The sequence below is a fragment of the Candidatus Nitrosopumilus sp. bin_68KS genome (assembly GCF_054095825.1).
Genome location: NZ_JBSWSP010000009.1, coordinates 142,389 through 169,365, shown reverse-complemented (window position 1 = coordinate 169,365; position 26,977 = coordinate 142,389). Strand labels below are relative to the sequence as shown.

33 protein-coding genes are annotated in these 26,977 nt (G+C 32.7%); 21 read left to right on the top strand and 12 right to left on the bottom strand.

Annotation, left to right across the window (positions count from 1 at the left end):
* Positions 1–104 precede the first annotated feature (104 nt).
* The 3 genes from ACW9W3_RS04250 (at position 105) to ACW9W3_RS04240 (ending at position 2,352) form a co-directional block, all read left to right on the top strand.
* Positions 105–1,007, top strand: a complete 903-nt coding sequence (locus ACW9W3_RS04250; RefSeq protein ID WP_457764917.1) for a matrixin family metalloprotease — start codon at positions 105–107, stop codon at positions 1,005–1,007.
* Positions 1,008–1,528: 521 nt separating this feature from the next.
* Positions 1,529–1,735, top strand: a complete 207-nt coding sequence (locus ACW9W3_RS04245) for a hypothetical protein (protein ID WP_457764916.1) — start codon at positions 1,529–1,531, stop codon at positions 1,733–1,735.
* A gap of 83 nt (positions 1,736–1,818) precedes the next feature.
* A complete protein-coding gene (locus tag ACW9W3_RS04240) occupies positions 1,819–2,352 on the top strand; it encodes a hypothetical protein (RefSeq protein WP_457764915.1) in 534 nt (177 codons plus the stop codon).
* 49 nt (positions 2,353–2,401) lie between these two features.
* Here the strand turns inward: ACW9W3_RS04240 and ACW9W3_RS04235 are convergent, their stop codons facing one another.
* A complete protein-coding gene (locus ACW9W3_RS04235; protein WP_457764914.1) occupies positions 2,402–2,668 on the bottom strand; it encodes a hypothetical protein in 267 nt (88 codons plus the stop codon).
* A 320-nt stretch (positions 2,669–2,988) separates the two neighbouring features.
* Complete coding sequence (locus ACW9W3_RS04230) at positions 2,989–3,306, bottom strand: GIY-YIG nuclease family protein (protein WP_457764913.1); 318 nt, start codon at positions 3,304–3,306, stop codon at positions 2,989–2,991.
* Positions 3,307–3,395: 89 nt separating this feature from the next.
* Between ACW9W3_RS04230 and ACW9W3_RS04225 the strand changes: the two genes are divergently transcribed.
* Together ACW9W3_RS04225 and ACW9W3_RS04220 are read left to right on the top strand one after the other, a co-directional pair.
* Positions 3,396–5,081, top strand: a complete 1,686-nt coding sequence (locus ACW9W3_RS04225; protein ID WP_457764912.1) for a helicase C-terminal domain-containing protein — start codon at positions 3,396–3,398, stop codon at positions 5,079–5,081.
* 55 nt (positions 5,082–5,136) lie between these two features.
* Positions 5,137–5,334, top strand: a complete 198-nt coding sequence (locus ACW9W3_RS04220) for a hypothetical protein (protein ID WP_457764911.1) — start codon at positions 5,137–5,139, stop codon at positions 5,332–5,334.
* 157 nt (positions 5,335–5,491) lie between these two features.
* Here ACW9W3_RS04220 and ilvD read toward each other — a convergent pair whose 3' ends face one another.
* The gene (ilvD, locus tag ACW9W3_RS04215) at positions 5,492–7,165 is read right to left on the bottom strand and encodes a dihydroxy-acid dehydratase (RefSeq protein ID WP_457764910.1); all 1,674 of its coding nucleotides are present in this window, start codon (positions 7,163–7,165) and stop codon (positions 5,492–5,494) included.
* 98 nt (positions 7,166–7,263) lie between these two features.
* Between ilvD and ACW9W3_RS04210 the strand changes: the two genes are divergently transcribed.
* Positions 7,264–7,473, top strand: coding sequence for a hypothetical protein (locus tag ACW9W3_RS04210; RefSeq protein WP_457764909.1), 210 nt, complete (start codon positions 7,264–7,266; stop codon positions 7,471–7,473).
* On the opposite strand, the gene ACW9W3_RS04205 is transcribed toward ACW9W3_RS04210, so the two are convergent.
* On the bottom strand, positions 7,466–8,062 hold the full coding sequence (locus ACW9W3_RS04205; RefSeq protein WP_457764908.1) for a protein-disulfide isomerase: 597 nt from the start codon (positions 8,060–8,062) through the stop codon (positions 7,466–7,468). The genes ACW9W3_RS04210 and ACW9W3_RS04205 overlap by 8 nt on opposite strands.
* Positions 8,063–8,141: 79 nt before the next feature.
* Between ACW9W3_RS04205 and ACW9W3_RS04200 the strand changes: the two genes are divergently transcribed.
* Positions 8,142–8,549, top strand: a complete 408-nt coding sequence (locus ACW9W3_RS04200) for an HIT domain-containing protein (RefSeq protein ID WP_457764907.1) — start codon at positions 8,142–8,144, stop codon at positions 8,547–8,549.
* Here ACW9W3_RS04200 and prf1 read toward each other — a convergent pair.
* The 3 genes from prf1 to ACW9W3_RS04185 form a co-directional block, all read right to left on the bottom strand.
* On the bottom strand, positions 8,546–9,823 hold the full coding sequence (prf1, locus tag ACW9W3_RS04195; protein ID WP_457764906.1) for a peptide chain release factor aRF-1: 1,278 nt from the start codon (positions 9,821–9,823) through the stop codon (positions 8,546–8,548). The genes ACW9W3_RS04200 and prf1 overlap by 4 nt on opposite strands.
* A 64-nt stretch (positions 9,824–9,887) precedes the next feature.
* Positions 9,888–10,532, bottom strand: a complete 645-nt coding sequence (locus ACW9W3_RS04190) for a DsbA family protein (protein WP_457764905.1) — start codon at positions 10,530–10,532, stop codon at positions 9,888–9,890.
* Between the two features lie 35 nt (positions 10,533–10,567).
* Positions 10,568–11,164 carry a DUF4443 domain-containing protein gene (locus tag ACW9W3_RS04185; RefSeq protein WP_457764904.1) on the bottom strand — a complete coding sequence of 199 codons (597 nt, stop codon included), beginning with the start codon at positions 11,162–11,164 and terminating at the stop codon, positions 10,568–10,570.
* A gap of 122 nt (positions 11,165–11,286) precedes the next feature.
* Here ACW9W3_RS04185 and ACW9W3_RS04180 point away from each other — a divergent pair, with 122 nt between their 5' ends.
* From ACW9W3_RS04180 to phnE, 7 genes are all read left to right on the top strand, one after another.
* Positions 11,287–11,502 (top strand): CbtB domain-containing protein, encoded by a 216-nt coding sequence (locus tag ACW9W3_RS04180; protein ID WP_048119174.1) that lies wholly within the window; start codon positions 11,287–11,289, stop codon positions 11,500–11,502.
* A 12-nt stretch (positions 11,503–11,514) separates the two neighbouring features.
* Positions 11,515–12,246, top strand: a complete 732-nt coding sequence (locus tag ACW9W3_RS04175; protein WP_457764903.1) for a CbtA family protein — start codon at positions 11,515–11,517, stop codon at positions 12,244–12,246.
* A gap of 71 nt (positions 12,247–12,317) precedes the next feature.
* The gene (locus ACW9W3_RS04170) at positions 12,318–12,647 is read left to right on the top strand and encodes a helix-turn-helix domain-containing protein (RefSeq protein ID WP_048116142.1); all 330 of its coding nucleotides are present in this window, start codon (positions 12,318–12,320) and stop codon (positions 12,645–12,647) included.
* A 9-nt stretch (positions 12,648–12,656) separates the two neighbouring features.
* Positions 12,657–13,007: an ArsR family transcriptional regulator gene (locus ACW9W3_RS04165; RefSeq protein WP_457764902.1), complete on the top strand. Its 351-nt coding sequence runs from the start codon at positions 12,657–12,659 to the stop codon at positions 13,005–13,007.
* A 101-nt stretch (positions 13,008–13,108) separates the two neighbouring features.
* Positions 13,109–14,203: a phosphate/phosphite/phosphonate ABC transporter substrate-binding protein gene (locus ACW9W3_RS04160; protein ID WP_457764901.1), complete on the top strand. Its 1,095-nt coding sequence runs from the start codon at positions 13,109–13,111 to the stop codon at positions 14,201–14,203.
* A 17-nt stretch (positions 14,204–14,220) separates the two neighbouring features.
* On the top strand, positions 14,221–15,051 hold the full coding sequence (locus tag ACW9W3_RS04155; RefSeq protein WP_457764900.1) for a phosphonate ABC transporter ATP-binding protein: 831 nt from the start codon (positions 14,221–14,223) through the stop codon (positions 15,049–15,051).
* Positions 15,035–15,820 carry a phosphonate ABC transporter, permease protein PhnE gene (gene phnE / locus ACW9W3_RS04150; RefSeq protein WP_457764899.1) on the top strand — a complete coding sequence of 262 codons (786 nt, stop codon included), beginning with the start codon at positions 15,035–15,037 and terminating at the stop codon, positions 15,818–15,820. Before ACW9W3_RS04155 ends, phnE begins: the two co-directional genes overlap by 17 nt.
* Positions 15,821–15,823: 3 nt before the next feature.
* Here the strand turns inward: phnE and ACW9W3_RS04145 are convergent, their stop codons facing one another.
* The 3 genes from ACW9W3_RS04145 to ACW9W3_RS04135 are packed head-to-tail and all read right to left on the bottom strand — an operon-like array spanning position 15,824 to position 17,322.
* Complete coding sequence (locus ACW9W3_RS04145; protein WP_457764898.1) at positions 15,824–16,849, bottom strand: DUF1297 domain-containing protein; 1,026 nt, start codon at positions 16,847–16,849, stop codon at positions 15,824–15,826.
* Between the two features lie 26 nt (positions 16,850–16,875).
* Positions 16,876–17,085, bottom strand: a complete 210-nt coding sequence (locus ACW9W3_RS04140) for a hypothetical protein (protein WP_457764897.1) — start codon at positions 17,083–17,085, stop codon at positions 16,876–16,878.
* Between the two features lie 51 nt (positions 17,086–17,136).
* The gene (locus tag ACW9W3_RS04135; protein WP_457764896.1) at positions 17,137–17,322 is read right to left on the bottom strand and encodes a hypothetical protein; all 186 of its coding nucleotides are present in this window, start codon (positions 17,320–17,322) and stop codon (positions 17,137–17,139) included.
* A 103-nt stretch (positions 17,323–17,425) separates the two neighbouring features.
* Between ACW9W3_RS04135 and aspS the strand changes: the two genes are divergently transcribed.
* The 7 genes from aspS to ACW9W3_RS04100 all read left to right on the top strand — a co-directional run bounded on the left by aspS (position 17,426) and on the right by ACW9W3_RS04100 (position 25,523).
* The gene (gene aspS / locus ACW9W3_RS04130) at positions 17,426–18,736 is read left to right on the top strand and encodes an aspartate--tRNA(Asn) ligase (protein WP_457764895.1); all 1,311 of its coding nucleotides are present in this window, start codon (positions 17,426–17,428) and stop codon (positions 18,734–18,736) included.
* A 9-nt stretch (positions 18,737–18,745) separates the two neighbouring features.
* Positions 18,746–19,015, top strand: coding sequence for an Asp-tRNA(Asn)/Glu-tRNA(Gln) amidotransferase subunit GatC (locus ACW9W3_RS04125; protein WP_457764894.1), 270 nt, complete (start codon positions 18,746–18,748; stop codon positions 19,013–19,015).
* On the top strand, positions 19,012–20,457 hold the full coding sequence (gatA, locus tag ACW9W3_RS04120) for an Asp-tRNA(Asn)/Glu-tRNA(Gln) amidotransferase subunit GatA (RefSeq protein ID WP_457764893.1): 1,446 nt from the start codon (positions 19,012–19,014) through the stop codon (positions 20,455–20,457). The genes ACW9W3_RS04125 and gatA overlap by 4 nt, the downstream gene beginning before the upstream one ends.
* Positions 20,454–21,863 carry an Asp-tRNA(Asn)/Glu-tRNA(Gln) amidotransferase subunit GatB gene (gatB, locus tag ACW9W3_RS04115; RefSeq protein ID WP_457764892.1) on the top strand — a complete coding sequence of 470 codons (1,410 nt, stop codon included), beginning with the start codon at positions 20,454–20,456 and terminating at the stop codon, positions 21,861–21,863. Before gatA ends, gatB begins: the two co-directional genes overlap by 4 nt.
* On the top strand, positions 21,860–22,123 hold the full coding sequence (locus ACW9W3_RS04110; protein WP_457764891.1) for a hypothetical protein: 264 nt from the start codon (positions 21,860–21,862) through the stop codon (positions 22,121–22,123). Before gatB ends, ACW9W3_RS04110 begins: the two co-directional genes overlap by 4 nt.
* Positions 22,124–22,168: 45 nt before the next feature.
* Positions 22,169–24,094 carry an AMP-binding protein gene (locus ACW9W3_RS04105; RefSeq protein ID WP_457764890.1) on the top strand — a complete coding sequence of 642 codons (1,926 nt, stop codon included), beginning with the start codon at positions 22,169–22,171 and terminating at the stop codon, positions 24,092–24,094.
* 70 nt (positions 24,095–24,164) lie between these two features.
* Positions 24,165–25,523, top strand: coding sequence for a pyridoxal phosphate-dependent aminotransferase (locus ACW9W3_RS04100; protein WP_457764889.1), 1,359 nt, complete (start codon positions 24,165–24,167; stop codon positions 25,521–25,523).
* On the opposite strand, the gene ACW9W3_RS04095 is transcribed toward ACW9W3_RS04100, so the two are convergent.
* Positions 25,520–26,467, bottom strand: a complete 948-nt coding sequence (locus ACW9W3_RS04095; RefSeq protein ID WP_457764888.1) for an SHOCT domain-containing protein — start codon at positions 26,465–26,467, stop codon at positions 25,520–25,522. The two genes, ACW9W3_RS04100 and ACW9W3_RS04095, sit on opposite strands and share 4 nt — an antisense overlap.
* Before the next feature lie 93 nt (positions 26,468–26,560).
* Entirely contained in the window at positions 26,561–26,935 is a 375-nt protein-coding gene (locus ACW9W3_RS04090; protein ID WP_457764887.1) for a TrmB family transcriptional regulator, read from the bottom strand.
* Positions 26,936–26,977 lie beyond the last annotated feature (42 nt).

Genomic DNA, 26,977 nt, shown 5'->3' with positions numbered 1-26,977 from the left:
AAAAAGTATGTAAAAATTGATTCAAACCATCAAAAGATTTAATCTTTGGATTCACTGATTTTTCCATCGAAAGCCTTAGGTATTGAATGTCTCTTGCCTAGATATTGAAAGGATTTTTTGTAATTTTAGTAATTATTGCCATAATTGGATATGTATGGTATGCAGATATGTTGCCATTTGATTCTGAAAAAAATTCTGTTAAATTCATCCCCTCAGTTGAAAATATTCAACAAATCTCCAATGTTTTAGTTTCTCAAGAAAATCAAATCATCTATTATTCATACCAAAACATACCTGAAATTCCAGATAAGGAAATTCCAGTGAATGCAGTAAACAAAGCAATTTCATCTTGGGAATCAAATAACCCTCAATTAAAATTCATTAAATCAGAAAACGCCAACATTGAAATCAAGTGGCAAAAATATTCTTCTTCTACCCATACTGGACTTGCAACATGCAATTCTGTTTTATTTGGAATGTTGAGTCATTGTGTATTGAATATTTCAGTTGGATCTGTTGATTGTAACGTAAATTTTATTCAGCATGACGAGAACATGGTTTCCAATATTTTAATGCATGAAATTGGTCATGCATTAAAACTTGGCCACACCAATGAAACAGGTCATTTAATGTATTCATATGAATCTTCTCAAGATTCATTTGATAATATGGGATATGTAATTCCTCCAAGATTTGATGAATTGTATGTTGGTCAAAATCTTTTACTTGAAGAAAAACAAAAAGTGACGACCGAAATTGAGTATCTGGAAAAAAAACTATCTGATGAAAAATTACTTTATGATAAATTTCTTAAAGAATATCAATACTATGAAGATAAATCATTGTCTTCTGATGAATACCTAGATGCCACTGAATTATTTAAAAATCTAACAGATAAAACCGAGCAGATTAATCAAATTATTCAAAAACAGAATATTCTAATTGACAAAGCTAATTCAATTGTAAATCAATTAGGCTGTAATCCCAACTTTGAAATTTCACAATAATTATCCAAATAATAAAATAAATCCCACTGCCAAGGCCGCTACTGATATCCCCATAGTTATGTAAAACTTGGTATTCATAGATTATGCAGAATTCTTCTAAAATTAATAGATTCGTCATTAAACTAAGTTCAAATTTAGAAGATGAAAGCAAGCAAGTTTGAAATCCTTTTGCATCGACTCTTTGAGAGTTACGGTTGGATTCCAAACAAGCAATCATCTTGCTTTCATTATTTCTATTGATTTCAATATTCAAAAATTCTTAAAATAAAACATGTCTTGAATTTTGATCAAAATGGGTTGAAAAAATGATCCAATTCTCATTTTTTGGCAAATTGAGCCTAATTTGAGATGTTCAAACTGCACACACAGTTTCTTTTAGACTTCTACTCTTATTGTATATTGAGTCATCCGTTTGGCGGTATTCCTACGTTTGCCTTAACCGACCATACCCCTAGAATTCGTTTGCCGTCAAACATTTTTCTTTTACAATAAATTTTTCTGCCATGATTGTAATCTATAATTTGTTGATCATCAAGTGCAAAGGGGTAATTATACATCAAAAATCTGAAACTTGTGAGTTTATTCATGCAGGAAATTGGGGTGATTCAGAATTAATAGAGCATCAAAAATTTCACAAATCTTTAGAGAATGCTGATTATAATTGGCTAGGTTTCGATGCCTCACATCCATTTGGAAAATTCAGTGGGCGTGATGGAAAGCGAATTTGATTCTCATTATGATGTAATTCATATAATTGTGTATGATTAGTGAAAACCTCAATAATTTTATCCTCCAATAAATGACGTATCTTATGAGTGAAAATGATGTAATTGTTTGGACAAAACAGGCATTTCTTAAATGGTCTGATTTTAAAGCTGAATCTAATCCTGCAACATATGAGGATTCTCACAGTGTAATAAAATATCGATTTACATGGACAATAAATTCTGAAAAAATAAATGATGAAATTTTATTTATTATTGAAAATATTCATCTTACAGTTGAATTCTTTCCGCATTTATCTTGGTTTAGGATTTCACAAGACACGGATAATTTACTAAAACATGAACAGGGCCATTTTGATCTGGCAGAATTGGTTAAACGTGAGAATGAGAATATTTTACAAAATACATTTTATGATAAACGATTTCCCACTAGAGGTCAAAACGAAGACCAGCAAAAACAATTTGCAAAAGAAGATTCTGGTAGAATGATTGCAGAAAAAATTGAAGAGTTAGAACATCTTTTAGATAAACGACGTGAAGAATATGATTCTGAAACAGAGTTTGGGCAAAATCTTGTTAAACAATCAGAATATAATTCAATGTTTACAAAGCTAAGATAATTAAATTTTGTAAACTGGATATATTTCTAAAATTGTATTTATAGTAATTCTAAGATTGTTTCTCAATAATTTTGCTTTCTGGGATGGAATTGATGTAATTCACCAAACTTCTATAGTACTTTAAATGAAAATCCAAGTCTCTAATTTCGGTTTGTTTTAGGTCTTCAAGTTCAGGACCAAAATCTCGGGTGTCTTTTTGAATGTGGTTTAATGTGTTCTCATTAACTTCAATCATGTGAAATAAACTATGGAGTACTTCTCTTTTTGTAAGTGTTCTGTCGCATGATTTTTGCAATATTCTTTCAACCCAATCCATATTGAATTAAATTAAAATTATTATATCTGCTCCTGAATTGGATAAATTCTGACCTTTACTCTACTTTTTTTACTTTAGCCTTGATGTTGTTTTTCGTCGGCTTTCTTTTTTCTATTCATGATTTCTTTATTTCGCTCAATATCTGAATGAACTTCTACGTGTTCGTAAAGCTGTTCTTTTGATTCAAATAATTGCTCGCAATAATAACACTGGTGCATCCCCATATTATGGTGATCTTAAATTAATAATTTACTCTAAATCCCCCTCATAGTTGATTATTTTTCATGATTTTGAGGTGTATTGATAATGATAAAATTATCTTATGGAGTTTCTAATTGAATCTCAGAATTACATGAGGGTAATTTACCTGTCTCATTTTTGAATTCTTCAATTAATTTTAATTGGAATTCTTTGGGATTTTCTGCAAACACTCTTTGATATGATTGGGTTTTTTGTTTACATTCATTTCCATCAAATTCAGTATCTACATATTTTGTAAATGTCTTTTCGAGATTATCTGTCTCACCAATGTATATTGGCTCTTTGTTTCTATTATAGAGAACATAGACTCCAGCATTTGGTTTTACAAATTTAGCACTTTCAAGCCAAACTCTCATTTTGTCATCCAATAATTCCATATTGTAAGTTAGTTGTACTAGATATTAAACTAGATTACTGCATGATATCAATAGAACCTTCATGCTTTTAATATTGAGAAAAATTAGATTTGATCCTGTCTCTTTTAGAAAAATTTCCCACTCAATTTACCCCTCGTCATATTCAAAAGGAGATCATTTCTAAAATCGAAGAGAGTCTAAAATCAGGTTATAAAAAAATTATTTTGTGCGCACCAACTGGAGTTGGAAAATCCCTTGTAGGAGCTACTGTTTCAAGTTATTTTGATAGTTCTTTTACAGTAACTGCATCAAAACATCTACAAGATCAATATATCAAAGATATTCCATTTTTAAAACCTGTTAAAGGTAAACAAAATTTCCCATGTCTCAAATTAATGGATACAGAAAAAGTTGATAATGATCGACGAGCAATGCGATGGGGTCTGACCTGCGATAAAGGAGTATGCCAGGAGAGAATTAACAAAAATGGTAAAGAAATCTTTGAGGTTTGTAAATTCAAGCCAACAATAAAACAAGTTGAAGAAAAAACTCAGGATACATTATCGTGTCATTATTACATGCAAAAATATGATGCACTAACGTCAAATCATTCTCTTTGGAATTATCATGCATTTTTTACAATTATGAAATTTAACAAAAAACTTTTTGAGGATTACCTTGATAGAAAGGTAACTGTTTTTGATGAGGCACACAAAATTGAGGATCAAATTATTCAGTTTGTAGGATTTGATATTTTCAGTGGCCAAGTGGATGAATGTAATCTAAATTCTGAAAAGTATGATTTTACAGATTTAGATTCTGTCATAAAATTAACTGACGATATGGCATATTCTTATGCAAAGAAAATCAAAGATATCCAAGAAAGTTCGGCATTTCAAAAAGAGCCAGATTTTGAATTGATCAGTGGGCTTGAAAGACGGTATAATCGTTCTGCACAAGCTAAAATCGACATCATGACTGATAAAGAAAATTTTGTTGTAAATGATCCAGTTAAAGATTTCAATGGAAATTTCAGAACTATTTCTGTAAGGCCAATTGATGTTTCAAAATTTGCTAACGAATTTTTTGAAACTGAATATCAGTTATTCATGTCTGCCACAATTGATAAATCAAGTTTTTGTGAAAATATGGGATTGGAAAAAGATGATGTTGCATTTGTTGATACAGAAAAATCGCCATTCCCAATTGAAAATAGGACAATTGATTTGCTAAATATTCGTAGATTGAGTTATGGCTCTACTACGGAGGATGAACTTGAGGTAATCAAAACTATTGACAGAATTTTAGATGAACATTCAAACGAACGTGGATTAATTCTGACATCTTCTATTCCTAGATGTCAAAAAATTCTTCAATCACTGTCTCCAAAAAATGCATCTAGAATTAGAATCTGTCATAGTAAAAATAAAGAAGGGAAATCCCAAGATGATGTTATTTCCGAACATGCCTCTGATCCTACAGGTGTTTTATTGTCCTCATCTCTTTGGGAGGGTGTTGACCTAAAAGATGACCTGTCACGATTTCAAATAATTGCAAAGGTCCCATATCCAAATTATACTGAAAAAAGAACTCGTGCAAAGATGAATAAATTCCCATTGTGGTATACTGCCCAAACACTAACAAAGATTTTACAAGGATTTGGTCGTTCTATTAGAAGTGATGGTGACTGGGCAAAAACATACGTTTTGGACACTGCAGTAAATAATGTACTTTTCAAAGGCCAACAAATGATTCCAAAGGCCTATTACGATGTCTTAGGTATTGAAAACCAGTAACAGTTAATTATATTCTGTACAATAATTTTAAATTCACAAGTATTTGAGAAAATTCATGGATGGTGCTGATATAGCAAAACGTGATCATCAGCGAAATAAATCTGAAATTGTAAAATTAGTAAAAGAAATGTTTGAATTAAAAAAATGGGGCGATGAAGGGTATAAGAAAAAACTACACGATTTAGTTGTTAAAGATGAAGAATTAGTTCAAGATGTCATTAGAAAGATAAGATTGGAAAAAGGCTTGGAATAAGATTTTTTTCACATAAAATAATCATACATAAATTATTTACAAAAATAACCTGTAGTAGACAACAGTAATTTTATAGCATAATGTTATTTTTCTTTCCTGTTATCTCTAAGAATCATCAATGATCTAGATCTATAAAGCTTATGGACAAATTGTTCATCTAAGGATTTGCAGTAGTTATTGCGCCTTGAGCTGCTGAGCCTACAAGTGTCGCATACTTTGCTAGTGCACCATGAGTATAGTTTGGTGCAGGTTTTAACCACTGTTTTCTTCTAACCTCTATCTCTTCTTCTGACACATGAAGATCAATAATGTTAGTTTCTGTATCTATTGTAATTTCATCATCATCTTTTACTAGAGCTATTGGTCCGCCAACATATGCTTCTGGCGCAACATGTCCTACCATGAATCCTCGTGTACCTCCTGAAAATCTTCCATCGGTTACCATTGCAACTTTTTTACCTAGTCCTTGTCCTACTAATGCTGCTGTTGTTGCTAACATCTCTCTCATCCCTGGACCTCCTTTTGGACCTTCATATCTGATTACCACTACATGTCCCTCGTCTATCTCTCCTTTTGAAACTGCATCAAAAGCATATTCTTCTCTATTAAATACGCGTGCCTTTCCGGTAAATTTAGTCATCTCTACTCCTGCAGTTTTGATTACTGCTCCTTCTGGAGCTAAACTTCCTTTGAGAATTACTGCTGTACCAACTTGATGAATTGGGTTTTCAACTGATCTTACTATGTGTTGTTCTGTGTCTGGCATCTTAATTGCGTTGAGATTTTCTTTGATTGTTTTTCCTGTAACTGTCATGCAGTTTTCATTTAACAATCCTTTGTCAAGAAGTTTTTTTAATACAAAAGGAATTCCACCAATTTTATCTAATGAATTCATGACATAATTCCCTCCAGGTTTCATATCTGCTAAATGCGGAGTTTTCTTTCTTATTCTTTCAAAATCATCGTATGTTAAATCAATGTTAACTTCATTTGCAAGTGCAAGTAAATGTAAAATTCCATTTGTTGATCCTCCTACAGAGTTTAACATAGTAATTGCATTCTCAAATGCTTCAAAACTCAAAATTTCTTTTGGTCTAATATTCATCTCTAACAATTTTGCACATGCAAATCCTGTATCGTATACCATTTTGTCTCTTCTATCATCTTCTGCAGGTGGACTAGCGCTTCCTGGCAGTGCAAGCCCTATTGCTTCAGAAATTGATGCCATTGTGTTTGCAGTGAACATTCCTCCACAAGAACCAGAATTTGGACATGCTGTATTTTCAATATTTTTTAGAGATTCTAGTGATAATTGACCCGAATCATATGCTCCAACTGCTTCATACACATCAACTATTGTTAATTCTTGCCCATCTAGCATTCCTGGCATGATGGTTCCACCATAAACGAATACGGATGGTACATTTAGCCTGGCCATTGCCATCATGGTGCCGGGTAAACTTTTGTCACATCCTGCAATCCCAACAAGTGCATCATACTGATGTGCTCTAACCATTAATTCAATTGAATCTGCAATAACTTCGCGAGAAACTAATGATGACTTCATTCCTTCATGACCCATTGCTATTCCATCACTTACTGCAATGGTTGAAAATTCTCTAGGTGTTGCACCTGCATCTGACACCCCTTCTTTAGCTTTGAGAGCTAATCTTGGAAGATGAATGTTGCATGGTGTTGCTTCGTTTCCAGTATGGCAAACGCCGATAAATTGTTTAGATAAATCATCGTCATTTAGTCCCATAGCTTTGTACATTGCTCTTTGTGGTGCACGAGATGTACCTTCTACTACGTTTTTACTAGAAATCTCCAAGTTGTGTAAATTCTAAATTGGTATAATTTAGACTTTATTGAGATTATTGATTGAGAATTTTTCATTGAGTTTAAATTGTAAACGTATTTGAGAAAATTATGGAACAAAAAGCTCTAGAATGCCCTGTTTGTAAAAGTAACAAAGCAACAATTGCTGGAGAAAATGTAAAATTGAGTGGACGATTTGAAGACAAAGAATTTCTTACAACCGAACTAACTGTTTTACGCTGCACAAAATGTGGGTATTACATGTTCTTTGATAAAATGGCTCAATTCACAACAAAAGAAGAGTCTGAAAGGTCTACTTGACTAATTCTCTATTTTCTAATTTTAACAATAATGCATCTATTTCTTCAGGAGTTTCTCCACCATATGCAATTAGAATTTTATCATCTTCTTGAATTTCAAGTTCTCGGATATCTGGTAATTGTTCTCCGTTGACATAAAATACAAGTTTGTAATCCTCATTTGTACAGAAACTTCGCCCATCTTGGAAAACAAAGCATTGATCATCTAGTCCTAATGATAATGTTTCAAAGAGATATCCTAAAGTGACCCCTGTTGCATGCTTGTGAACTGTTGTACCATCTCTTCCTTCAAAATGAATCCAACTTGATTTAATTTGATAAGCTGGTGCTGAAAAATCAAATTCGTCACCAAAAATTGAAACTAGAATTCCTGCGTGTGCATGCTCACTGCCTAATGCGCCTGCGTTTTCAGGTCCTCCTGGTACATTGTCTGTCATATTGACAAATATCCATCCTGCATATCCTACAATCACTACAATTACAGCTAATACTCCTACTGCAATGAGATTTTGTTTTCTTTTTTCTGCTGAATGTCTTGTAGCATAATTATCACGTTTTTGTTCACGCTCTCTTCTTTCTTTTCGACCCATAGGATGTTTTGCGTTTGAAATTTGCCCTAATTAACCATTCGATAAAAACAATAAATAAAATCAGAAAACGCTGATCAATATGGGTTGTATTTTTTGTGAAATCTTGGATGGAAAAAGAGACGGCCATTTACTCTATGAAGATAAATATCATATTTCATTTTTAGATAAATATCCAATTGATGTAGGTCATAGCCTGATCATTCCTAGAGAACATCATGAACGAATCACCGATATGAACTCTGAAGATGTTGGAAAAATTTTTTCACTTGTACCAAAAATTGCCAATGCAATTTTAAAAGCAACAGGTGCTGATGCATTTAGTCTTGGTCAAAATAACGGTAGAGCTGCAAAACAAATTATTCCTCATGTCCACATACACATAATTCCGAGATATAACAGCAAGGGAACCATATGGACTAAAAGACAAATTTCAACTGATGATGAACTTATTGAACTTTCAAAAAATATTCGTAGTTTTATTACTTAACCGTGACCTGGATTATATCTCAAAATAGCGCCAATCTTTCCTAAACTTGCAAGCATATTGCCGTGTTCTGCACTTCCTGAAATCACTTCTAACTGAGATCCTGTTTTTGCAGCTAATAGTTCTAGATAATCTACAATATCTTGTTCATTTACTTCAACTTCCATCGAATTACATCCTGGGCAAGGACTATTTGCAAATTCTGTTTTTTTAGGAATAACTAGTGGTCTTTCTACAATTTCTTCTTGGAAATGCTTACATCTTTTACATTTACCTTCTACACGATGTAAATTTGTATTGTCTGTAATTAACACAACTTTAACAACATTATTTTTTAGAAATTCAATCACTTCTTGTAATCCATATGATCCTTTTCCAGAATTTGTATTTATTTCTCTAAACAAATCTTCGACAAATTTTTTCTCTTCTACCATTCTAAAATCACCTAGAATGTCTGATGATTTTGCAAAAGCTTCTCTGATTCCCTCTGCACCTGAATATGACGCATCAATTGTGTTGATGATCATATTTTGTAATCTGTATTCTAGATAACTACCATTGATAAAATCTTCTTTTGTTGGTCCTGGGCCTGAAATAACTAGTCCTTTGATTGGATAAATATCGATGAAATATTCTCTTGTAGTTTCTGCAACTCTGTTAAAATAATATGTTAATTCCATCTCTCTGAGTTTTTGGAATCTTTTTGCTGATTGCCCTCCTTGTCTATGTTTTCCTGCAACACCTGAACCTGTTTGTGCTAAAACTTCAATTTTGTCTCCATGTAACAATCCCCACCCTGCATCTTTTGCATCAATTGCTAGAAAGCCAATCAAATTATCGTCTTTTAGCATATCCTTTAGAATATCTACATGAAAATGATCATCACATCTATACAAATACTGATTTAGATCTTTTGGTGGTTCAATCTCCCATACTGTTACCACCTCACTTCCTAATGGACCTCCGCCTTCAGGTGGCAATGCTCCACAAAAAACAACAAGACCTTTCTCGGGTGTTTTTTTGTACATTTTTAATCTCTGTACAACTTTTCCTAACGAATCAACCACATGTGATCTTGTAAGATCTGATTTTATGTTATCTGCAGTTCCTTGTTCTTGTTGAAGGGAGCCGATGATTTCGTGAAGTTGTTTTCCTTTTGGGATGTATACTGTAATTAGTTCAGTTCCCCGTCCTGATTTTTGAGATAATTCTTCTAGTGTTTTTCTAATTTTGTAGAGTTTGACTGAGTCTTGTTTTTCTACATCTATTTTCTTCATTCGTGCTTACTCCAGATCATGCGAATATTAATTTTGATTGAATTCATTATAATTTTTTTCCAGATTATAATTCATCAAATGTTTTTAGAAACACTTCGAGTGGTTGATTCCCTCTAATTTTGATTATTTTTTGATCATTGAAGACTAAAAATGAGGGTGTAGCATCAATTCCTATTTCTTTGCCAAATTCATGCAGAGTGATGACTTTGTTTTGGTATTTTTTATCATCTAGGCATTTGTTAAATTCTTTAATATCTAAATTGGTGGAAACTGCAAATTTCTCTAGAGATTCTCTTGTAATCCATCCTGTTCTTTCACCTCCCCAATTTTTGTATAACTCATCGTGGTATTCCCAATATTTTTCTTGATCATTTGCACAATACGCAGCTTCTGCAGCTAATAATGAATCAGGACCATTGAGAGGGAAATCTTTGAAGACTAGTTTTACTTTACCAGTTTTAATAAAATCTTCATAAATTATATCTAAAGTATTTTCGTGAAATTTGTAACAGAATGTGCATTGATAATCTCCCCATTCTAAAATTGTAATTGGCGCATTAGATTCACCTAAAATTGGTGAACCGTTATTGATTAATTTAGTAGTTGTAAGTAATTTTGAATCATTTTCAGTTTCAGGAAAAAACACCATAAACATTCCTGTAATAATTCCTATGATTACGGGGATTGTTAATAGGTATATTTTTGCCATATTTTGAGAAAAATTGTTACAACTAAATATCTTCGCTAATTTGTAGCCAAAGTCCACAATGCAGAATTCTTTGCTGAAATTTCTGCAACAAAAGGATCATCTGATGATGAAATAATTATCACATCTCCTTCTTCGGGAGCCAAATTTTTTAAAATGTATTTTTTTGTCTTTTCATCTTCTCTGAAACAATCTTTGCTGTCTCCAGGAAACACAAATCTGTTTTCTTTAAACAGAATTGTTGTACAACCTGAAGACCCATACAAAATAGCATAATCCCTTTGTTCCAATCCTGAGTTAATTGAAAAATCATAATTTTTTAGAATAATTGCATGGTTATTTTTTCCTGTTACAACTCCGCATTTTTTAATTTTACATTCATTTTGAATAACATCGTGAATTTGTTTTGATATCTTTTTACCTTTTTCTGTAAGGAAACTTCCTGATTTTGTAGTTTCTATAATTTTTGCCTCTTTTAGATGTGAAATCAAAGTTTTGACTGCGCCTTCTCCTAAATGGATCTCTTTTCCAAATGTTGCTCTACTAACAAATTTCTCTTTTGATAATAATTGAAGTGCTTTGAAAACATGGGGGATGCTAAATGTTAAGACTTTACTGGATCCTTTCCTTGACACAATATTTTGTAAAATTTGAATGGTTTTTTTCAGATCTTTTCTGATAAGTTGCGGTTCTAAATCTTTTATAAATTGGATAAATTATCCAAGTGCTTAAATATATTCAGATATTGCTTTCAATCATGTCTGAATTAAGACAAATTAATGTGTCTAAGACTGGTGTTTCAAAACTAGCAATAGTAGCACTAGCTATAATCTTTGCAGCAGGATTGTTTGTTGTGGGATTTGATCAAGGACATATCTTTAGTTTAGTTTATGGAGAACAAGCATTCACTGATCTCTATATCCATGAACTCACTCATGATATGAGACATGCTGCAGGCTTCCCCTGTCACTAGGAGTTCTTTTTCATGAAAACATTTCTTTTTATTATTGTTGTGTTAATATCTGGGGCTTTTGCAGGACTTATCCATGGCGCTGTTAATTTTGCAATTGTAGAGCCATATCTTGATCAAGCAATTGGTATTGAAAATCAAAATCTGTTTGACTCAGGTGAAGAAGAAGATGCCCCTGAATTCTGGGTAGAGTATGAAGGATATAGAATTTGGCAAAAAAGTGGACAAATACTTGCAGGTGTTATTCTGGGAACGTCTGTAGGTGCATTATTTGGAATTGTTTTTGCATTATCTAGACATTCATTACCTGGAAATAATGATGTCAAAAAGACTCTTGTACTTGCAGGTGTTATGTGGTTAACTCTTTACATTATACCATTTCTCAAATATCCTGCAAACCCTCCTACTGTGGGAGATGGGGAAACTGTGGTGTTACGAGCAATTCTATATCTTTCATTTATTGCAATATCTGGATTTGGTGCAGTTGCTTTTTACAAATTATCGAAGAAATTTCAAAACAAGAAAAAACTTGTATCTTTAGTTGGTTATGCCGTTTTCATATCTGTAGTATTTTTGGTAATGCCCGAAAACCCTGATGAGATAACTGCTCCTATGAATTTAGTAAATGAATTCAGATTGATGTCTGTTTTGGGCGTCACATCATTTTGGGTATCAGTAGGCTTGATTTTGGGGTTGTTTTGGAATAAATTTGAATCTCATAAAGAGACCACCCCACATTATAACTAATTATTCTAATTCTTTAGAATGAGAATCTTATCATCTCGTTTAAATATCCCAAAGTATTTTTGGGTATTTGCATGTCAAGAAGAATTACTTTACCTCAATTAAAAAAATATGATATAACTCAAAAAGTAATAGAAGCATTAGCTGATTCTGAATCTCGAGCAATCTTATTCTCAATAATTAAAAAAGGTAATACTGCCGCTGAACTTTCAGTCAAACTAAAAATTCCTCTCAGCTCAGTTTATAAAAAATTAGGAGATCTTGAAGAACTCACATTAATTGAAGTTGAAAAATGGTTGCTATCTGATAAGGGAAGAAAATACAAGGTATATCGTAGTAGAATCAGTAAAGCAGATATTTCCATTAGAAAACCTGAACCTACTCTGACGTTGGTATCGAATTGATGTGATTTAATGTCAAAATCTAACATTATTCAATTATCTGAGTTTGATATAACCCAAAAAATCATTGAATCTCTAACAAATGTGTGTACTAGAGCTGTTTTGTTTTCAGTAAAAAACAAATCAAAGGATGCAACGCAGATTGCAGATGAATTAAAAATATCTCTTTCAACAGTTTACAAAACACTATCTGTCTTAGAGGATCTTGCATTAGCCGAAGTGGACAAGTACGTCATTTCTCCTGAAGGCAAAAAAATAAAATTATACCGTAGTAGAATAGGTAAAGTTGAAATCACATTGGATAATTTGGAGCCAAGTTTGAATTTATACCCAAATACTGAAAACCCTAAATCTAATTTATAATAAAATCATGCTTAACATTCTCATTCTATAGATTTGGAATGAAAATATGGAATGAAAACCTACTTTAAATAACTTAGCTTATCCTAAGATTTTTGTAAATCATGAAACGACACATCACAATAACATTGATTGCTATTGTTGTAGCAATCGGTGTTGTATCTGTCCCCTTGGCCCAAAACGTTCAAGCAGAAACTTTAGTTCCAGAATGGATTAAATCAAATGCTGGTTGGTGGGCTGATGGTACCGTAGATGATGCAACTTTCCTAAATGGGATAAAATTCCTAGTTGAAAGCGGTGTCATTGACGTTTCATCTGAATCAAATAGCGTTGACGTTGATACTCTGACCATTGGTTTTATTCCAGTTGAAAAAGCTGATGAATTAACATCAAAGGCACAAGCACTAGAAAAATTTCTAGAGGGAAAACTGGGTATTGACGTTGAAGTAATAGTTCCAACAAATTATGAAACAATTATTGAAGGAATGAGATTTGGTCATATTGATGCTGCCTTTATGGATACAGGTCCTGGTTGGATTACCCATCAAAGAACCGGCGCAGAAGCTGTATTGGCTGAACTTGTTGCAGGTAAAGTAAATTATCAGGCAACTGTTTGGGCTTTGGCAGATAATGACTCCATTCATTCATTAGAAGATACAGTAGGTAAACGTGTAGCATTTACCAGTATTACTGGCTCATCTGGTTTTGTGAGACCTATGGGAACTCTAGTTACTGATGGTCACATTACAATTGAGGGTGATGATATAGTTGCTTTAGAATCTGCACTTGCAAACAACTTTGAAAGTTATACGTTTGCAGGAGGTTACAAGGCTGCATTACAATTACTCCTTAATGGAAATGTGGATGTCGCATTTGGATCAGATATTGCTCCACAAAAATATCTTGAATTAGAAGATCAAGTAAAATTACGTCCAGTTACTACAATAGGACCTGTACCATCACATGTCTTTATGGTGAGTTCTGATATGTCAGAATCCACCAAAGATGCACTTGTTGATGCACTAGTTGAACTCAATTATGATGAGAATAACTATATTTTGAAGGACTTGTATGGCGCTGAAGCATTAGTTCCAACTACCACTACTATGCATATCGGTGAGTTTGGAACCTATATTGATTCATTGACAGGTCTTGATCAACTCATTCTGGATAAATCCAATTTTGACAAGAGCAAATAAAAACTGGTCATCTTGAAATGAAACAAATTCAGATGATCAAAAATCCCTCTTTTTCATTAATTTCTACGAATAAAATTATTCAAATGAATGATGTCTCTACATCTTATGATTCTAAAAATTTTGCACTTGAGAAAATTAACTTATCTATTGATAGAGGGACAAATTATTCGATTGTAGGCCAATCAGGCTCTGGAAAATCTACATTACTCAAATTAATGAATGGTATGATGATTCCAAGCAAAGGCACTATCAAAATTGATTATGTATCACCTGATATCAATAATAAAAAATTTAAAAAAATGATGCATACTATAGGTTATATTCCTCAGAGCCTAGGATTGGTAAAAAATAGTACAGTTCTTGAAAATATTTTGCTTGGTGCACTACCACGATTAAATAAAATTCAATCATTGTTGAATAAATTTCCTGAACATGAAATTAAAGAGGCAATGAAAATTATTACTCAAGTCGGATTAACAGGGAAGGAAAATCGCAAAGCATACATGTTAAGTGGCGGTGAAAAAAGACGTGTAGCAATTGCTAGAGCACTGATGCAAAAACCAACTATCTTGTTAGCTGATGAAATTGTTTCAGAATTAGATCATGTAACTTCACGTGAGATTATGGATTTGATTACTGAAGCTCAAAAAAGAATGAATCTTACAGCAATTATGGTACATCATGATATACAACTTGCATTAGAATATGCAAATAGAGTTGCTGTGATTAAGGAAGGACAAAAAATTTTAGAAATTGGTGTTGAAGGTGACACTATTGTTGATTTTCAAACAGGTGATATGAACAATGATGAAATTATGGAGATGTATGCTGATGACTCCAAAAAATAATATCATTATTGGAATAATTGTTGCGTTACTAGTTGTTGCGTCATATAATGTAGATGCAAATCCAATTGAGTTTGTGGACGGATTGCCTAATCTTGCCATAGTTGTAGATGAAATGCTTCAAGTTGAGCCAAAGTATATCCCTACTGCACTTTGGGCAATGTTTGAAACAATTCAGATGGCGTTTATTGGAACTGTTGTGGGTGTTGCAATTGCATTGCCTCTTAGTATGTTGGCTGCACGAAATTTAAACAGCAAGTATGTCTATGCACCAACACGAGCATTGTTGGCAGCCACTAGAACATTTCCATCTATACTTTGGGCACTATTGTTTGTGATCATGGTTGGATTGGGTCCATTTGCAGGTGTTTTAGCTATAATCATGTACACAATTGGATTTATTGCAAAATTACAATATGAGGTAATTGAGACTATAGATTCGGATCCCATGGATGCAATTAATTCTATAGGTGTTTCAAAATTTCAATTGATTCGAAATGTCGTCATACCTGAATCTGCATCTCATCTTCTTAGTCAAATACTATACATGTTTGATTACAATGTTCGTCAAACAAGCATATTGGGACTTGTGGGAGCTGGCGGTATAGGATTTTACATTATCAATTATATCAAATTCTTTGAGTATGGAAAAGCTGCAATCTTTATGATTGTTGTATTAGTAACAGTGTTAATCATAGATTGGGTTAGTGTGAAGATTCGAGACAAATACATCATAAAATCTCAGCACGGTATGGAAGTTTCCGCAAAATAATTTCTATGTGGTAATTTTTTCTAATTGATTTGTTTCTGCTGCAATCTTCACCTCTCTTGCAATTCTTTTCCCCATACTCATTGATTCATTAAACAAAAGTGAATAGTAGGGTGATCCATCCATGTAGATATTTGTGCCAGCTACAATTCTTGCTGAAAATTCAAAAGATGTAAATTTTGCATTTTCGTCATAAACACCTTCTATACAAAATGGGCCATTCATTCCAGGAGATACCATTCTTCTTGATGCTTCTACAAAGTTTTCTCCCATATTGTAGACTTCTTCTAAAAGGGATTCTCTTAAAACAAGTGGGCTGTTTCCAATTACATTAAAGGATGGGACTTTGGTTGATTTTAGTTGTTGTTCTGAAGGAATTCTGGCAAGACCTTCTATATCTGATTCGTGTCTTTGATCAACTCCAAAAAATTCTAATTCATCTTTTAATGGAGAATAAAAAAATTGCAAATATGCTAAAACACCTGCCGCATATTCCTGGATGTATAATGTTTCATCTTTTGAAATAATGCCATCTGCAATCAATTGATTTCTTTTTGTATTGTAATCTTCCTCATTTGCAGCCATAAAGTATCCTTTACCCCCTGCAGCACCTTGTCTTTTGACGATAACTAATTTTTTAATATCCTGAGGCTCTGTGACTGGTTTTGGAACTGGAAGTTTTGCCTCTCTCATTAGTTTTTCTTTCATCTCCCTATCGGACTCCCATCGTAGAATCCATTTGTTTCCAAATATGGGGGTCTTGATGGATTCAATCTCCTCTGAACTCATTTGAGCAATTAATGTACCGTGAGGAATTAACACAGCTTGATTTTCTTCTAAAATGGATTGACATTTTTGTTCTAAAATTTCTTTAAAAGAGTCTACTAGAATTAATTCATCGATAAATGGAAATCTTCGATAAAGTTTTTCACGTTTCTTTTCACACACTAAAATAGTTTTAAGCCCTTCATCTTTAGCACCTTTTAGTACCTGTAATGCACAATGAGATCCTAGTGTTGCTATGGCTACCAACGATGTAATTGATTAGATTTTGTACCTTATGAACTATGTGCGGATGATACGTATTGAAATACTTCGTCAATCAACTCAATATTCAATTCTTGTTTGATATCTGCTGGGACTACTTTTAAAATAAAATCATACATGGTGGTATTTTTGGGCAGACTGTTCCTTTCTTGTAAAAGTGAAAATACGGCTATGCTATTTGAGATAATTGCTATCATTTTTTCTTTATCATTCAAAGACATAACCTTCTAAGAAAATATTGGTAATTTAATGTAAATCTAATTTAAAAGAAATTATATGATTACTTTGAATATTATGGTATTGTAAAGTGCTTGGGTTATTCCTGAATTTTCGTTTAAGAATTCTAGTTCAATATTATGCCCTTCTCCCTCTTCTACAGGTTGCTGCATTGCGTGATATCCGACATACACTGCAGTAACAATAAACATGGCAATAACGAGTCCCATTAGGATATTCATCTTATTTTGATGTGGAATTCCTGTTGGCTATAAGCATTATGAAAATTATTCATTCTTACGTGTAAAAATTAATTACACCATAAAATATGCAATAAAGTAAATTATGATAGAAACTGAATTAGGAAATTTACGTAGATCACATTACTCTGATGAAATTGCCTCTTCAATGGATGGAAAGCAGGTTACAGTTATGGGATGGGTTTTGACTGTACGAGGGCATGGAAATATCAGTTTTGCAACGATTCGTGACAAAAATGGAGAAATTTCAGTAGTAGCTAAAAAAGGAGATTGCCCTGATGAAATACGTGAGACTATCTCTTCTCTAAAATCACATTCATCTATTGCTGTTACTGGAAATGTAAAATCTTCTGAAAAAGCACCTAGTGGATTTGAAATAATCCCCACAGATCTAAGAGTATTTTCAAATGTTGAAAAAATTCCTCCCTTTGAGCCAACTGCAAAAACTGTGAAAAATATTGATACTAGACTTGAGGTACGGCCAATTGATCTTAGGAGAACTATATTGCAACATATTTTCAAAACAAGGAGTTTAGTTTTAGAATCAATTAGAGATTACTTTTCCAATCAAAAATTTATTGAAATCAATACTCCAAAAATGATTGCAACCGCGACTGAAGGGGGGGCTGCATTATTTCCAATATTTTATTACAACAAAGAAGCATTTTTAGCTCAGAGTCCGCAATTGTATAAAGAGCAGTTAACGATGAGTTTTGAAAAAGTATTTGAGATTGCTCCTATTTTTAGAGCAGAACCCTCAAGAACAAACAGACATCTTGCTGAAGCGATATCTATTGATTTGGAAGAGGCGTTTGTTGATTATAATGATGTGATGAATAGAATTGAAGACATCATAAAAATTTCAATTCAGACAGTAAATGACTATGTTAAAAATAATTCAAATGTTGAATTTACAATACCTAAAATTCCTGAAACCATTCCAAGATATTCGTATGATGAATTAGTTGATAAAATGCAAAAAGCTGGGGCAAAAACAGAGTGGGGCGATGATCTTTATCCTTCAAATTTGAAAAAAATAGGCCTTGAAGGTTTCTATTTTATCAAAGATTGGCCTCTTGCACCAAAACCATTCTATGTTAAGGATAGTAAATCAAATCCCAAAGTTTCTGAATCTTTTGATTTAATGTATGGTGATTTAGAATTATCTTCAGGAAGTACAAGAATTGAAAAAAGAGATGAACTTTCCGAGAGAATGAAGAATAAAGGTATGAAAACTGATGCATTTGAATATCATTTAGGAGCGTTTGATTATGGTGTTCCGCCACACGCAGGTTGTGGAATAGGACTTGAACGTCTCATTATGGCGCTTACAGGCACGGAAAATATTCGAGATGTAACATTTTATCCAAGAGATGTTGACAGGTTAACACCGTAGGTGTGTTGAATGGTTACTGAAGAAGAAATAGAACATGTTTCAAAATTAATGAAAATTACTATTGATGATCATAAAGAATATGTTGAGAAAGTAAATACGATGATTAGTTATTTTGACATTTTAGATTCTGCCGGAGTTGAATCAGAAGAAATTTCCATGCAAGAAATTTCAATTTCAAATTTACGTGACGATGAATACCTCTCATTTCCTGAAAAACTAATTGAAAAATTAAATCACTATAAAGGAACATACGTTAGAGCGCCAAAGATGTCTTCATGAATCTAAAAATCTCTGCTCTTGATTACATTCAAGGTGTAAAAAATGGAAATATTTCTGCGGAAGATTTTGTTGTTTCAACTATTGATCAAATTAAAAAAGTTGATGATGAACTACATGCTTTCTTATCTGTAAATGACGATGCGGTTGATCAGGCAAGAGAAATCGATAAAAAAATAAAATCTGGTAAAAAAGTTGGCGATTGTTTCGGAATGCCAATCTCAATTAAAGATAATTTGTGTATAAAGGGAAGCAAAACTACATGCGCATCTAAGATGTTAGAAAATTTTGTTGCTCCATATGATGCTACAGTTATTACAAAATTAAAAAAGCAAGATGCGATATTTATTGGAAAAGTTAACATGGATGAATTTGCAATGGGGTTAACTACAGAATTTAGTGCATTTGGCCCTAGCAAAAACCCTTGGAATACAGAATATGTCCCAGGTGGTTCTTCTGGGGGTAGTGCTGTATCTGTTAGTGCCTTTGAATGTGTGGCCTCCCTTGGTTCAGATACTGGCGGATCAGTTAGAAATCCTGCAAGTTTTTGCTCAACAGTTGGATACAAACCAACATATGGATTGATTAGTAGATTTGGTTTAATTTCATATGCTAATAGTATAGAGCAAATTGGACCTCTTACTAGAACTGTTAAAGATACAGCGTTTCTTCTAAATTTAATTTCTGGAATTGATCCTAATGACAATACAACAATTGATAACAACAATGAAGACTATCTTTCAGGCATAGATTCCGGTATTGAAGGGAAAAAAATAGGCATCATCCAAGAGATGATTGGGAATGGGATAGATCCTGCAGTATTATCTGCTACAAAAGAGGCCATATCAAAACTGGAGAAATTAGGAGCAATTTGTGAAGAGGTATCTCTTGACATGGTAAAATATTCGGTAGCAGCATATTATACAATTACTGCAACAGAAGCAGGAAGTAATCTTGCAAGATATGATAATTTGAGATATGGTTATGATTTCCCAGTTGAAGGTTATGAATTTAATTCATACATTTCAAAAGCAAGACGTAACTTTGGTCCTGAAGTTACAAGGAGAATGATTCTTGGTGGATTTGTTCCTTCAGCAGGCCATGCAGGAAAATATTTTCTAAAGGCATTAAAAGTAAAAAATAAACTTACAAAAGAAGTTAATAAGGCGTTTAAGAAATTTGATCTTTTGATTGCACCAACAGTACCAATACTTCCATTTAAGATTGGGGAAAAAATTGATGATCCTGTTTCATTATTTCTTGTAGATATTAACACTGTAACTGCAAATCTTACAGGAAAACCTGCAATCTCAATACCTTTCTCACATTCAAATGGATTGCCAATTGGAATTCAACTTCTTGCAGATTCAAATCAGGATAAATTATTACTTCAAGCAGCTTATGCATTAGAACAGACTGTCACTCTACCGGAGACCCCATTTTGACTATGATAGGATTAGAAATTCACTGTCAATTGACAAATTTACAAAGTAAATTATTTTGCTCATGTAAAGCAAACTATAGAGAGTTTGAAATTAATGAAAACATTTGTCCTATATGCATGGGATTGCCTGGAAGTTTGCCTAGATTAAACAAAGAGGCAGTGAAAAAAGCCACAATTATTGCCATGGCTCTAAACTGCTCTACTCCTGATAAAATTGCTTTTTTTAGAAAAAACTATTTCTATCCTGATCTTCCAAAAAATTTTCAAATAACACAGCTTAACATTTATGGTGATACGAGTGTTGGTGGCACTGGTTCCATAATGGTTGGCAATAAAAAAATTAGAATTACCAGAATTCAGTTAGAAGAGGATCCTGGAAGACTGATTTACGAGGGAAGTTCATCAAAAAACCAAATTACACTTGTAGATTATAATCGTGCAGGAACTCCTCTGGTAGAAATTGTTACAGAACCTGATTTTGAGACGCCCAAAGAAGTACGAGATTTTCTAAATATTTTGTCTGATTTATTGGAGAATTTAGGTGTTGCAGATCCTAGCTTAGAGGGTGCAATGCGAGCTGATGCAAATGTTTCAATTAAAGGAGGTAAAAAAGTTGAAATTAAAAATATTGGGTCTTTTCATGATTTAGAAAAAGCGGTTCATTTTGAGATAACACGACAAGAAAGTTTGAATTCTCGTGATATTCCAATCATACAAGAAACACGCCATTGGGATGATAAAAGAAAAATTACTGTTTCTTCTCGCTCTAAAGAAGAAGAACTTGATTATCGTTATTTCTTAGAAGGTGATATACCCTGGATAGCAATTGATCCTCAAATTAAACAACAATTAAAATTAGAAATGCCTGAAAGTATAAGTTCTAAAAAAGAGAGGTATGTTTCAAAGTATAATATTCCAGCCCAAGTTGCTGATGTATTATCTTCTGACAAATTTTATTCAGATTTATTTGAAAAGTCACACACTGAAACAACTGCTAAAGAAATAGCAAATATTATCACCACTGATCTTATGGGCCTAGTTGATACAAGAGAAAAACGTGAATCATCAAAACTTACTGCTACTCATTTAAAGGAATTAGCTGAGTCAATTCAATCAGGACAAATTTCTAAAAATTCTTCTAAAAATGCATTATGTGAAATTGTTAAAACTGGAAAAGAATTACCTGTGATTATTTCTGAATTAGATTTAGGAAATGTTTCTGATGCTTCAGAACTATCTAGCATTATTCAAAAAGTAATTTCTGAAGAGTCACAAGCTGTTGAACAAGCAAAAAGCAATCCCCAAACAATCAACTATTTGGTAGGAAAGGTCATGCAAAAAACAAAAGGAAAAGCAGATCCTACACTAACATTGGATTTATTAAAAAAAGAAATTGGAATCTCATGACTGAATTATCTTTGGAAGATATAGAATTTATCAAAATTCTTGCAACTTCTGATGCATCTATTCTTCAAAAAGGTATGAATGATGCAACTAAATTGAGATTGGAGCAAGAAATAGGCGTGATTTTAAGAGAATATTATCTTGAAAACACTATGAATGCTGAATCAAATTGGACTGAAAAATTCCAAAAAGCAGGGATATCGGAAGATGATGGTAAATCAGCAATTGCATGTGCTAGACGTTTGGGAATAGATATATCGTAAATCTAAAAATCTTTTTACACTCTTTAGTTTTCTAAAGATTGAATCTTGTCTAATTTTGAATTCATTCCAAGTGATAAACAAATCAGAGAATCTAATATTTTTCAATTTATGAAAAAACATGAAATATCCACATTGGAAGAATTATCTCAAAAAGCCAAAATAGATTTAGAATGGTTTTGGGAATCTGTTGATAAAGATATAGGAATAGTTTGGGATGAACCGTATACAAAAACATTAGATGTTTCAAAGGGTATTGCATGGTCAAAATGGTTTGTTGATGGTAAGACAAACATTTACAAATCTTCTGTTGAAAAATTTGTCAAAATACATCCCCAAAAAATCGCATATCATTTTATATCTGAAGATGGATCTACCTCTAAAATTTCCTATTCTGAATTAGATTCTAAAGTATCAAAACTTGCAAACGGTCTAAAATCTATGGGGGTAAAAAAAGGGGATGTGATTGCAATCTATCTTCCAATGATTGAGGAGGCAATATTGGCAATTCTTGCTGCATCTAAGATTGGGGCTATACAAACTACAATTTTCTCTGGGTATAGCTCACAATCATTACATATACGATTACAAGATTGTAAGGCAAAAATTTTATTTATTTCAGATGGGTTTTTTCGTAAAGGAAAACCTGTCTCTCAAAAAGAGATAATGGAAACTTCGATAAAAAACACCAATGTAGAAAAAACAATCCTTGTTTCATACAAAGGAATTGATGATTATGTAGAATCTGAAAATGTTGTATCGTTTGAAAAAATTATGTCCATGCAGAGCGATTCATGTAATACTGAAATAATGGATTCAGAAGATCCTTTGTTTGTTCTATATACTTCGGGAACTACAGGTAATCCTAAAGGAGTAATTCACAGTCATGGTGGATTTTCCGTTTTTGCAGGACATCAATCTGCATACCTAATAGATACGCATGAGAATGACATATTATTCTGGCCTGCAGATATCGGATGGATTACAGGCCAAGTGTGGAATGTCTATGGGCTTTTGATAATGGGGGCTAGTGCAGTAATTTATGATGGTGCAATAGATTATCCCACATCTGATAGAATCTGGCAAATTTTATCTGAGTACAATGTATCCATTTTTGGGATATCTCCTACGGCAGTACGATTATTCAAAAAAAATAATGTAGAGCCTAGAAAAATATTTTCTTTAGATAAAATAAAAAACATCCCTACAACAGGGGAACCTATTGATGAAGATTCTTGGTGGTGGCTTTTTGATAAAGTGGGTAACAAAAAAATTCCCATAATGAATTTATCTGGTGGAACTGAAATTGGTGGTGCCATGTTATCAGTTTTTCCTGGAATGAAGTTAAAACCATCAAGTGTAGGAATTCCTGTTCCGGGTATGAATCTAGATGTATTTGATGATGATGGTAACACTGTAAGAAATGAAAATGGGTATTTAGTAATAAAATCCCCGTGGCCTGCAATGACTCGAGGATTGTTAAATGATGATGCACGATACATTGAAACTTACTGGTCACGATTTGAAAACACTTGGTTTCATGGAGATTATGTCTATGTTGATGAGGATAATTTATGGTATATGCGTGGTAGAACTGATGATGTGATCAATGTATCTGGACATAGAATGAGTACTGCTGAAATCGAACAAACAGTTATTTCTCATGAAAAAATTTCTGATGCTGCATCCATTGCAATCCCTGATGAGATAACGGGTGAGGCAATTGTAATATTTTTTGTTACAGATAATAACTCCGAAACAGATCTTGAATCAGAAATATCAAATTTTGTATCTGAAAAGATTGGCAAAGTTGCAAAGCCTAAATTTGTTTTTCAACTGTCAGATTTACCAAAAACTAGAACCGGAAAAATAATGCGTCGGTTATTAAAATCAAAATTACTGGGATTGGATATGGGGGATTTGTCATCTCTGGAAAATCCAAATGTTTTAGATGAAATTACAAAATTAGGTTGATTTAATCTCACTTGTTGATATTCACTATTTCACGCGAAGCATCTAAATTGTATTCAGATTAGTAAAATTATTGAAATTTGTAGTTGATCAACAAGTAGAAGACATTGAGATGCCAGAAAATCTCAAATTAAACACGTTTTTACAGGAATTTCATTCAGATTGCCCCCATCCAGAATGTAGTTTTGGATTTTATGGTTTTGCATTTGGTCAGTCTCCCTTCCCTGTGCCTAAATTAATTCAAGAAGCACTAGTGAAAAATGCTGACAAGGGAGCTTATGCTCCAATTTCTGGAATTCCAGAACTACGTAATGCCATATCAAAATACAACAAACATTATTTTGGAATGGATGTTGCACCAGAAAGAATCCATGTGGGACCTGGAACAAAAGAATTAATCTTTAATCTCTTAGAGATTTTACATGGGACAGTAATTTTGCCAACGCCTGCTTGGTTAGGGTATCTACCACAAATTAGATTTTTAAAGAAAAATTACCATATGTTGCCAACTAGATCTAACAAAAAAATATCCCCCAATAATTTAAGAAGACTTGCATTACGATTACATGATCGACAAAAGATATTGATTCTGAACAACCCAAATAATCCTACAGGGTTGCTTTATGACAAATTAGAGTTAGAAGAAATATCTGATGTTTGTAGAGAGCAAAATATTACAGTTATTTCCGATGAAATTTATGCACAGACAACATATGATTTTTCAAAATTTGTTAGTATGGGCAAGATTTACCCTGAAGGGACATTTGTAACAAATGGTTTATCAAAATCACATGCTGCGGGAGGTTATCGTTTAGGGTATGTGGTTTTTCCACAGCATGCAGTAGATCTTAAAACACAATTCAAAAAGATTCTTGCAACTGAATATACTGCAGTTTCAACTCCAATCCAACATGCTGCAGTGGCAGGGTTTGAAATAAGTAAAGAAATGGATGAATATTTTCAGATTACTCGTAACATTCATCAAATAATGGGTGAATATACATACAAAGCATTGTCCTCAATTGAAGGAGTCGTAGCCACTAAACCTGATGCAACATTCTATCTTTTGGCCGATTTCAATTATTACGCAACAGATTTACAAAAAGCCAAAATTTTTACATCTCAGAAATTATCTGAATCATTGATCATCCATCCATACCACACTGCAATTGTGGGGGGTGATAGCCTGGTTTTAGAAAGAACTGATTTTAGCGCAAGAATCGCTTATGTTGATTATGATGGTTCTAAAGTTTATCAAAATTATCTTGACAAGAAACCCATAACTGCTTCTGAAAAAGAAGAATTCGTAAAAAATAATGCCCCAAAAGTAGTGGCAGGAATAGATATGATTACAAAGTTTTTTGAAAATATCAAAAAAACATCTTTGAATAATTCCCTAAATCAAAAAAATTCTTTAATTAATACTAGTTAATCTAGTTTGGATTTTAATTTCTCATAATCTTCCAAATTAATTTCCCCTTTTGCCAATCTTATTTGTAAAATTTCTTTAGGATTGTTTCCAATAATTGGCTGAATCAATTTCTTTCTAATAACATCTTTGTTGATTGAAATTTGATTTGTATTGGTATCTACTTTTTTCTTTATTCCAATCACTGCACCAAATAATATTGCTATACTTGCAATTGCAAGCGAAATCTCTGCAATTTCTGAATTACCATCTTTTGTTTTTATGTCTTGAACAATTGATGATGCCTCTGCCTCTGGAATTATTTCTTGATCAATTAATTCGTGTACTACAGAATTGATATCATTCCCATTGGGATTTACTGCTTCCTCTATAGTTAATCCCGGATAGTTTCTGTCAAACCATGACTTGTATGCTACCTCATTGTAGTATCTATCAATATAGTATTGAGGATCTTTGTTTGGATCAACAAAATCCGCATACATGTTGATTGGGATTTCCTCTATTTCTTCAATATTATCAATTATTTCATTAATTTGATTTTCATTTTTATCCTCACTAATTTCTAAATTAATTGGCACACCATTTAATGAAACACCAAAACTAGTTGTAACACCTTTAGTCATATTGAGAATAAATCCAGTTGCATTGTACATCCCATGTTCAGAAAAATTGTCATTGATTTTGATAATTTTTTCAAATGATTCATCATGGTTGATTATTGCTTGTATTAATTGTACAAAATCATTATTATGATCACGAATAACTATTGTCACTAGACCTACTGAATCTTTCTCAACATTTCCTGAAAATGTTATTTGATCTCCTTGATAAAATGAATTAGAATTTACTTGAAGATTAGTAACTTCACCAAATACTGGAGTTGTGTTGATGATAATTAACAATGAAAATAGCCCTACAGTGTAATGAGATAGTTTTTTGCCCATCATACAAAAAATAAACTATTTTTTTGATTTAAAACGAGCGTATCATTCATTCGATTTTTTTCTAAGTAATAGTTAAATGCATAAAATTATTTTTTGTTATTCCCATCTATTATCAATTGTTAGATGATTCTTTCTTGTTTCTGCCTCCAATTGACTAATTTTAGTTCTAATTTTATTTGATAAGATCTCCAATACTTCATCAATGGCAACTGCACTAAATTTTGTAGGTTTCCCAAATGTTGAAAATACTACGCCTTTTCGTTGTAATGATGATAATAATCTATAAGTTTCTGTTCTTGGAATATTCATCGCTTTTGATATTTCGGAGGCCGTTTCTATGCTGTTTTTATTTAAAAATAAGTAAATTTTTGTTTCATTAGCAGAAAAATAGTAATCTATTATCATAAGATTTAGTTTACTAATGGTGTTCTCCACGGTTTCTGTAAATGTTTTCCCCTTATCCCCATCCATTAAGAAAGTATGAGTTTAATTTTTACATTAACAGATGTATGT

Excerpts from the sequence above, each read along its gene's own strand:
- ACW9W3_RS04240 (WP_457764915.1), top strand. The coding sequence starts at position 1,819 with ATGAGTGAAAATGATGTAATTGTTTGGACAAAACAGGCATTTCTTAAA.
- ACW9W3_RS04235 (WP_457764914.1), bottom strand. The coding sequence starts at position 2,668 with ATGGATTGGGTTGAAAGAATATTGCAAAAATCATGCGACAGAACACTT.
- ACW9W3_RS04230 (WP_457764913.1), bottom strand. The coding sequence starts at position 3,306 with ATGGAATTATTGGATGACAAAATGAGAGTTTGGCTTGAAAGTGCTAAA.
- ACW9W3_RS04220 (WP_457764911.1), top strand. The coding sequence starts at position 5,137 with ATGGATGGTGCTGATATAGCAAAACGTGATCATCAGCGAAATAAATCT.
- ACW9W3_RS04210 (WP_457764909.1), top strand. The coding sequence starts at position 7,264 with ATGGAACAAAAAGCTCTAGAATGCCCTGTTTGTAAAAGTAACAAAGCA.
- ACW9W3_RS04205 (WP_457764908.1), bottom strand. The coding sequence starts at position 8,062 with ATGGGTCGAAAAGAAAGAAGAGAGCGTGAACAAAAACGTGATAATTAT.
- ACW9W3_RS04200 (WP_457764907.1), top strand. The coding sequence starts at position 8,142 with ATGGGTTGTATTTTTTGTGAAATCTTGGATGGAAAAAGAGACGGCCAT.
- prf1 (WP_457764906.1), bottom strand. The coding sequence starts at position 9,823 with ATGAAGAAAATAGATGTAGAAAAACAAGACTCAGTCAAACTCTACAAA.
- ACW9W3_RS04190 (WP_457764905.1), bottom strand. The coding sequence starts at position 10,532 with ATGGCAAAAATATACCTATTAACAATCCCCGTAATCATAGGAATTATT.
- ACW9W3_RS04180 (WP_048119174.1), top strand. The coding sequence starts at position 11,287 with ATGTCTGAATTAAGACAAATTAATGTGTCTAAGACTGGTGTTTCAAAA.
- ACW9W3_RS04175 (WP_457764903.1), top strand. The coding sequence starts at position 11,515 with ATGAAAACATTTCTTTTTATTATTGTTGTGTTAATATCTGGGGCTTTT.
- ACW9W3_RS04170 (WP_048116142.1), top strand. The coding sequence starts at position 12,318 with ATGTCAAGAAGAATTACTTTACCTCAATTAAAAAAATATGATATAACT.
- ACW9W3_RS04165 (WP_457764902.1), top strand. The coding sequence starts at position 12,657 with ATGTCAAAATCTAACATTATTCAATTATCTGAGTTTGATATAACCCAA.
- ACW9W3_RS04160 (WP_457764901.1), top strand. The coding sequence starts at position 13,109 with ATGAAACGACACATCACAATAACATTGATTGCTATTGTTGTAGCAATC.
- ACW9W3_RS04155 (WP_457764900.1), top strand. The coding sequence starts at position 14,221 with ATGAAACAAATTCAGATGATCAAAAATCCCTCTTTTTCATTAATTTCT.
- phnE (WP_457764899.1), top strand. The coding sequence starts at position 15,035 with ATGACTCCAAAAAATAATATCATTATTGGAATAATTGTTGCGTTACTA.
- ACW9W3_RS04140 (WP_457764897.1), bottom strand. The coding sequence starts at position 17,085 with ATGTCTTTGAATGATAAAGAAAAAATGATAGCAATTATCTCAAATAGC.
- ACW9W3_RS04135 (WP_457764896.1), bottom strand. The coding sequence starts at position 17,322 with ATGAATATCCTAATGGGACTCGTTATTGCCATGTTTATTGTTACTGCA.
- aspS (WP_457764895.1), top strand. The coding sequence starts at position 17,426 with ATGATAGAAACTGAATTAGGAAATTTACGTAGATCACATTACTCTGAT.
- ACW9W3_RS04125 (WP_457764894.1), top strand. The coding sequence starts at position 18,746 with ATGGTTACTGAAGAAGAAATAGAACATGTTTCAAAATTAATGAAAATT.
- gatA (WP_457764893.1), top strand. The coding sequence starts at position 19,012 with ATGAATCTAAAAATCTCTGCTCTTGATTACATTCAAGGTGTAAAAAAT.
- ACW9W3_RS04110 (WP_457764891.1), top strand. The coding sequence starts at position 21,860 with ATGACTGAATTATCTTTGGAAGATATAGAATTTATCAAAATTCTTGCA.
- ACW9W3_RS04095 (WP_457764888.1), bottom strand. The coding sequence starts at position 26,467 with ATGATGGGCAAAAAACTATCTCATTACACTGTAGGGCTATTTTCATTG.
- ACW9W3_RS04090 (WP_457764887.1), bottom strand. The coding sequence starts at position 26,935 with ATGGATGGGGATAAGGGGAAAACATTTACAGAAACCGTGGAGAACACC.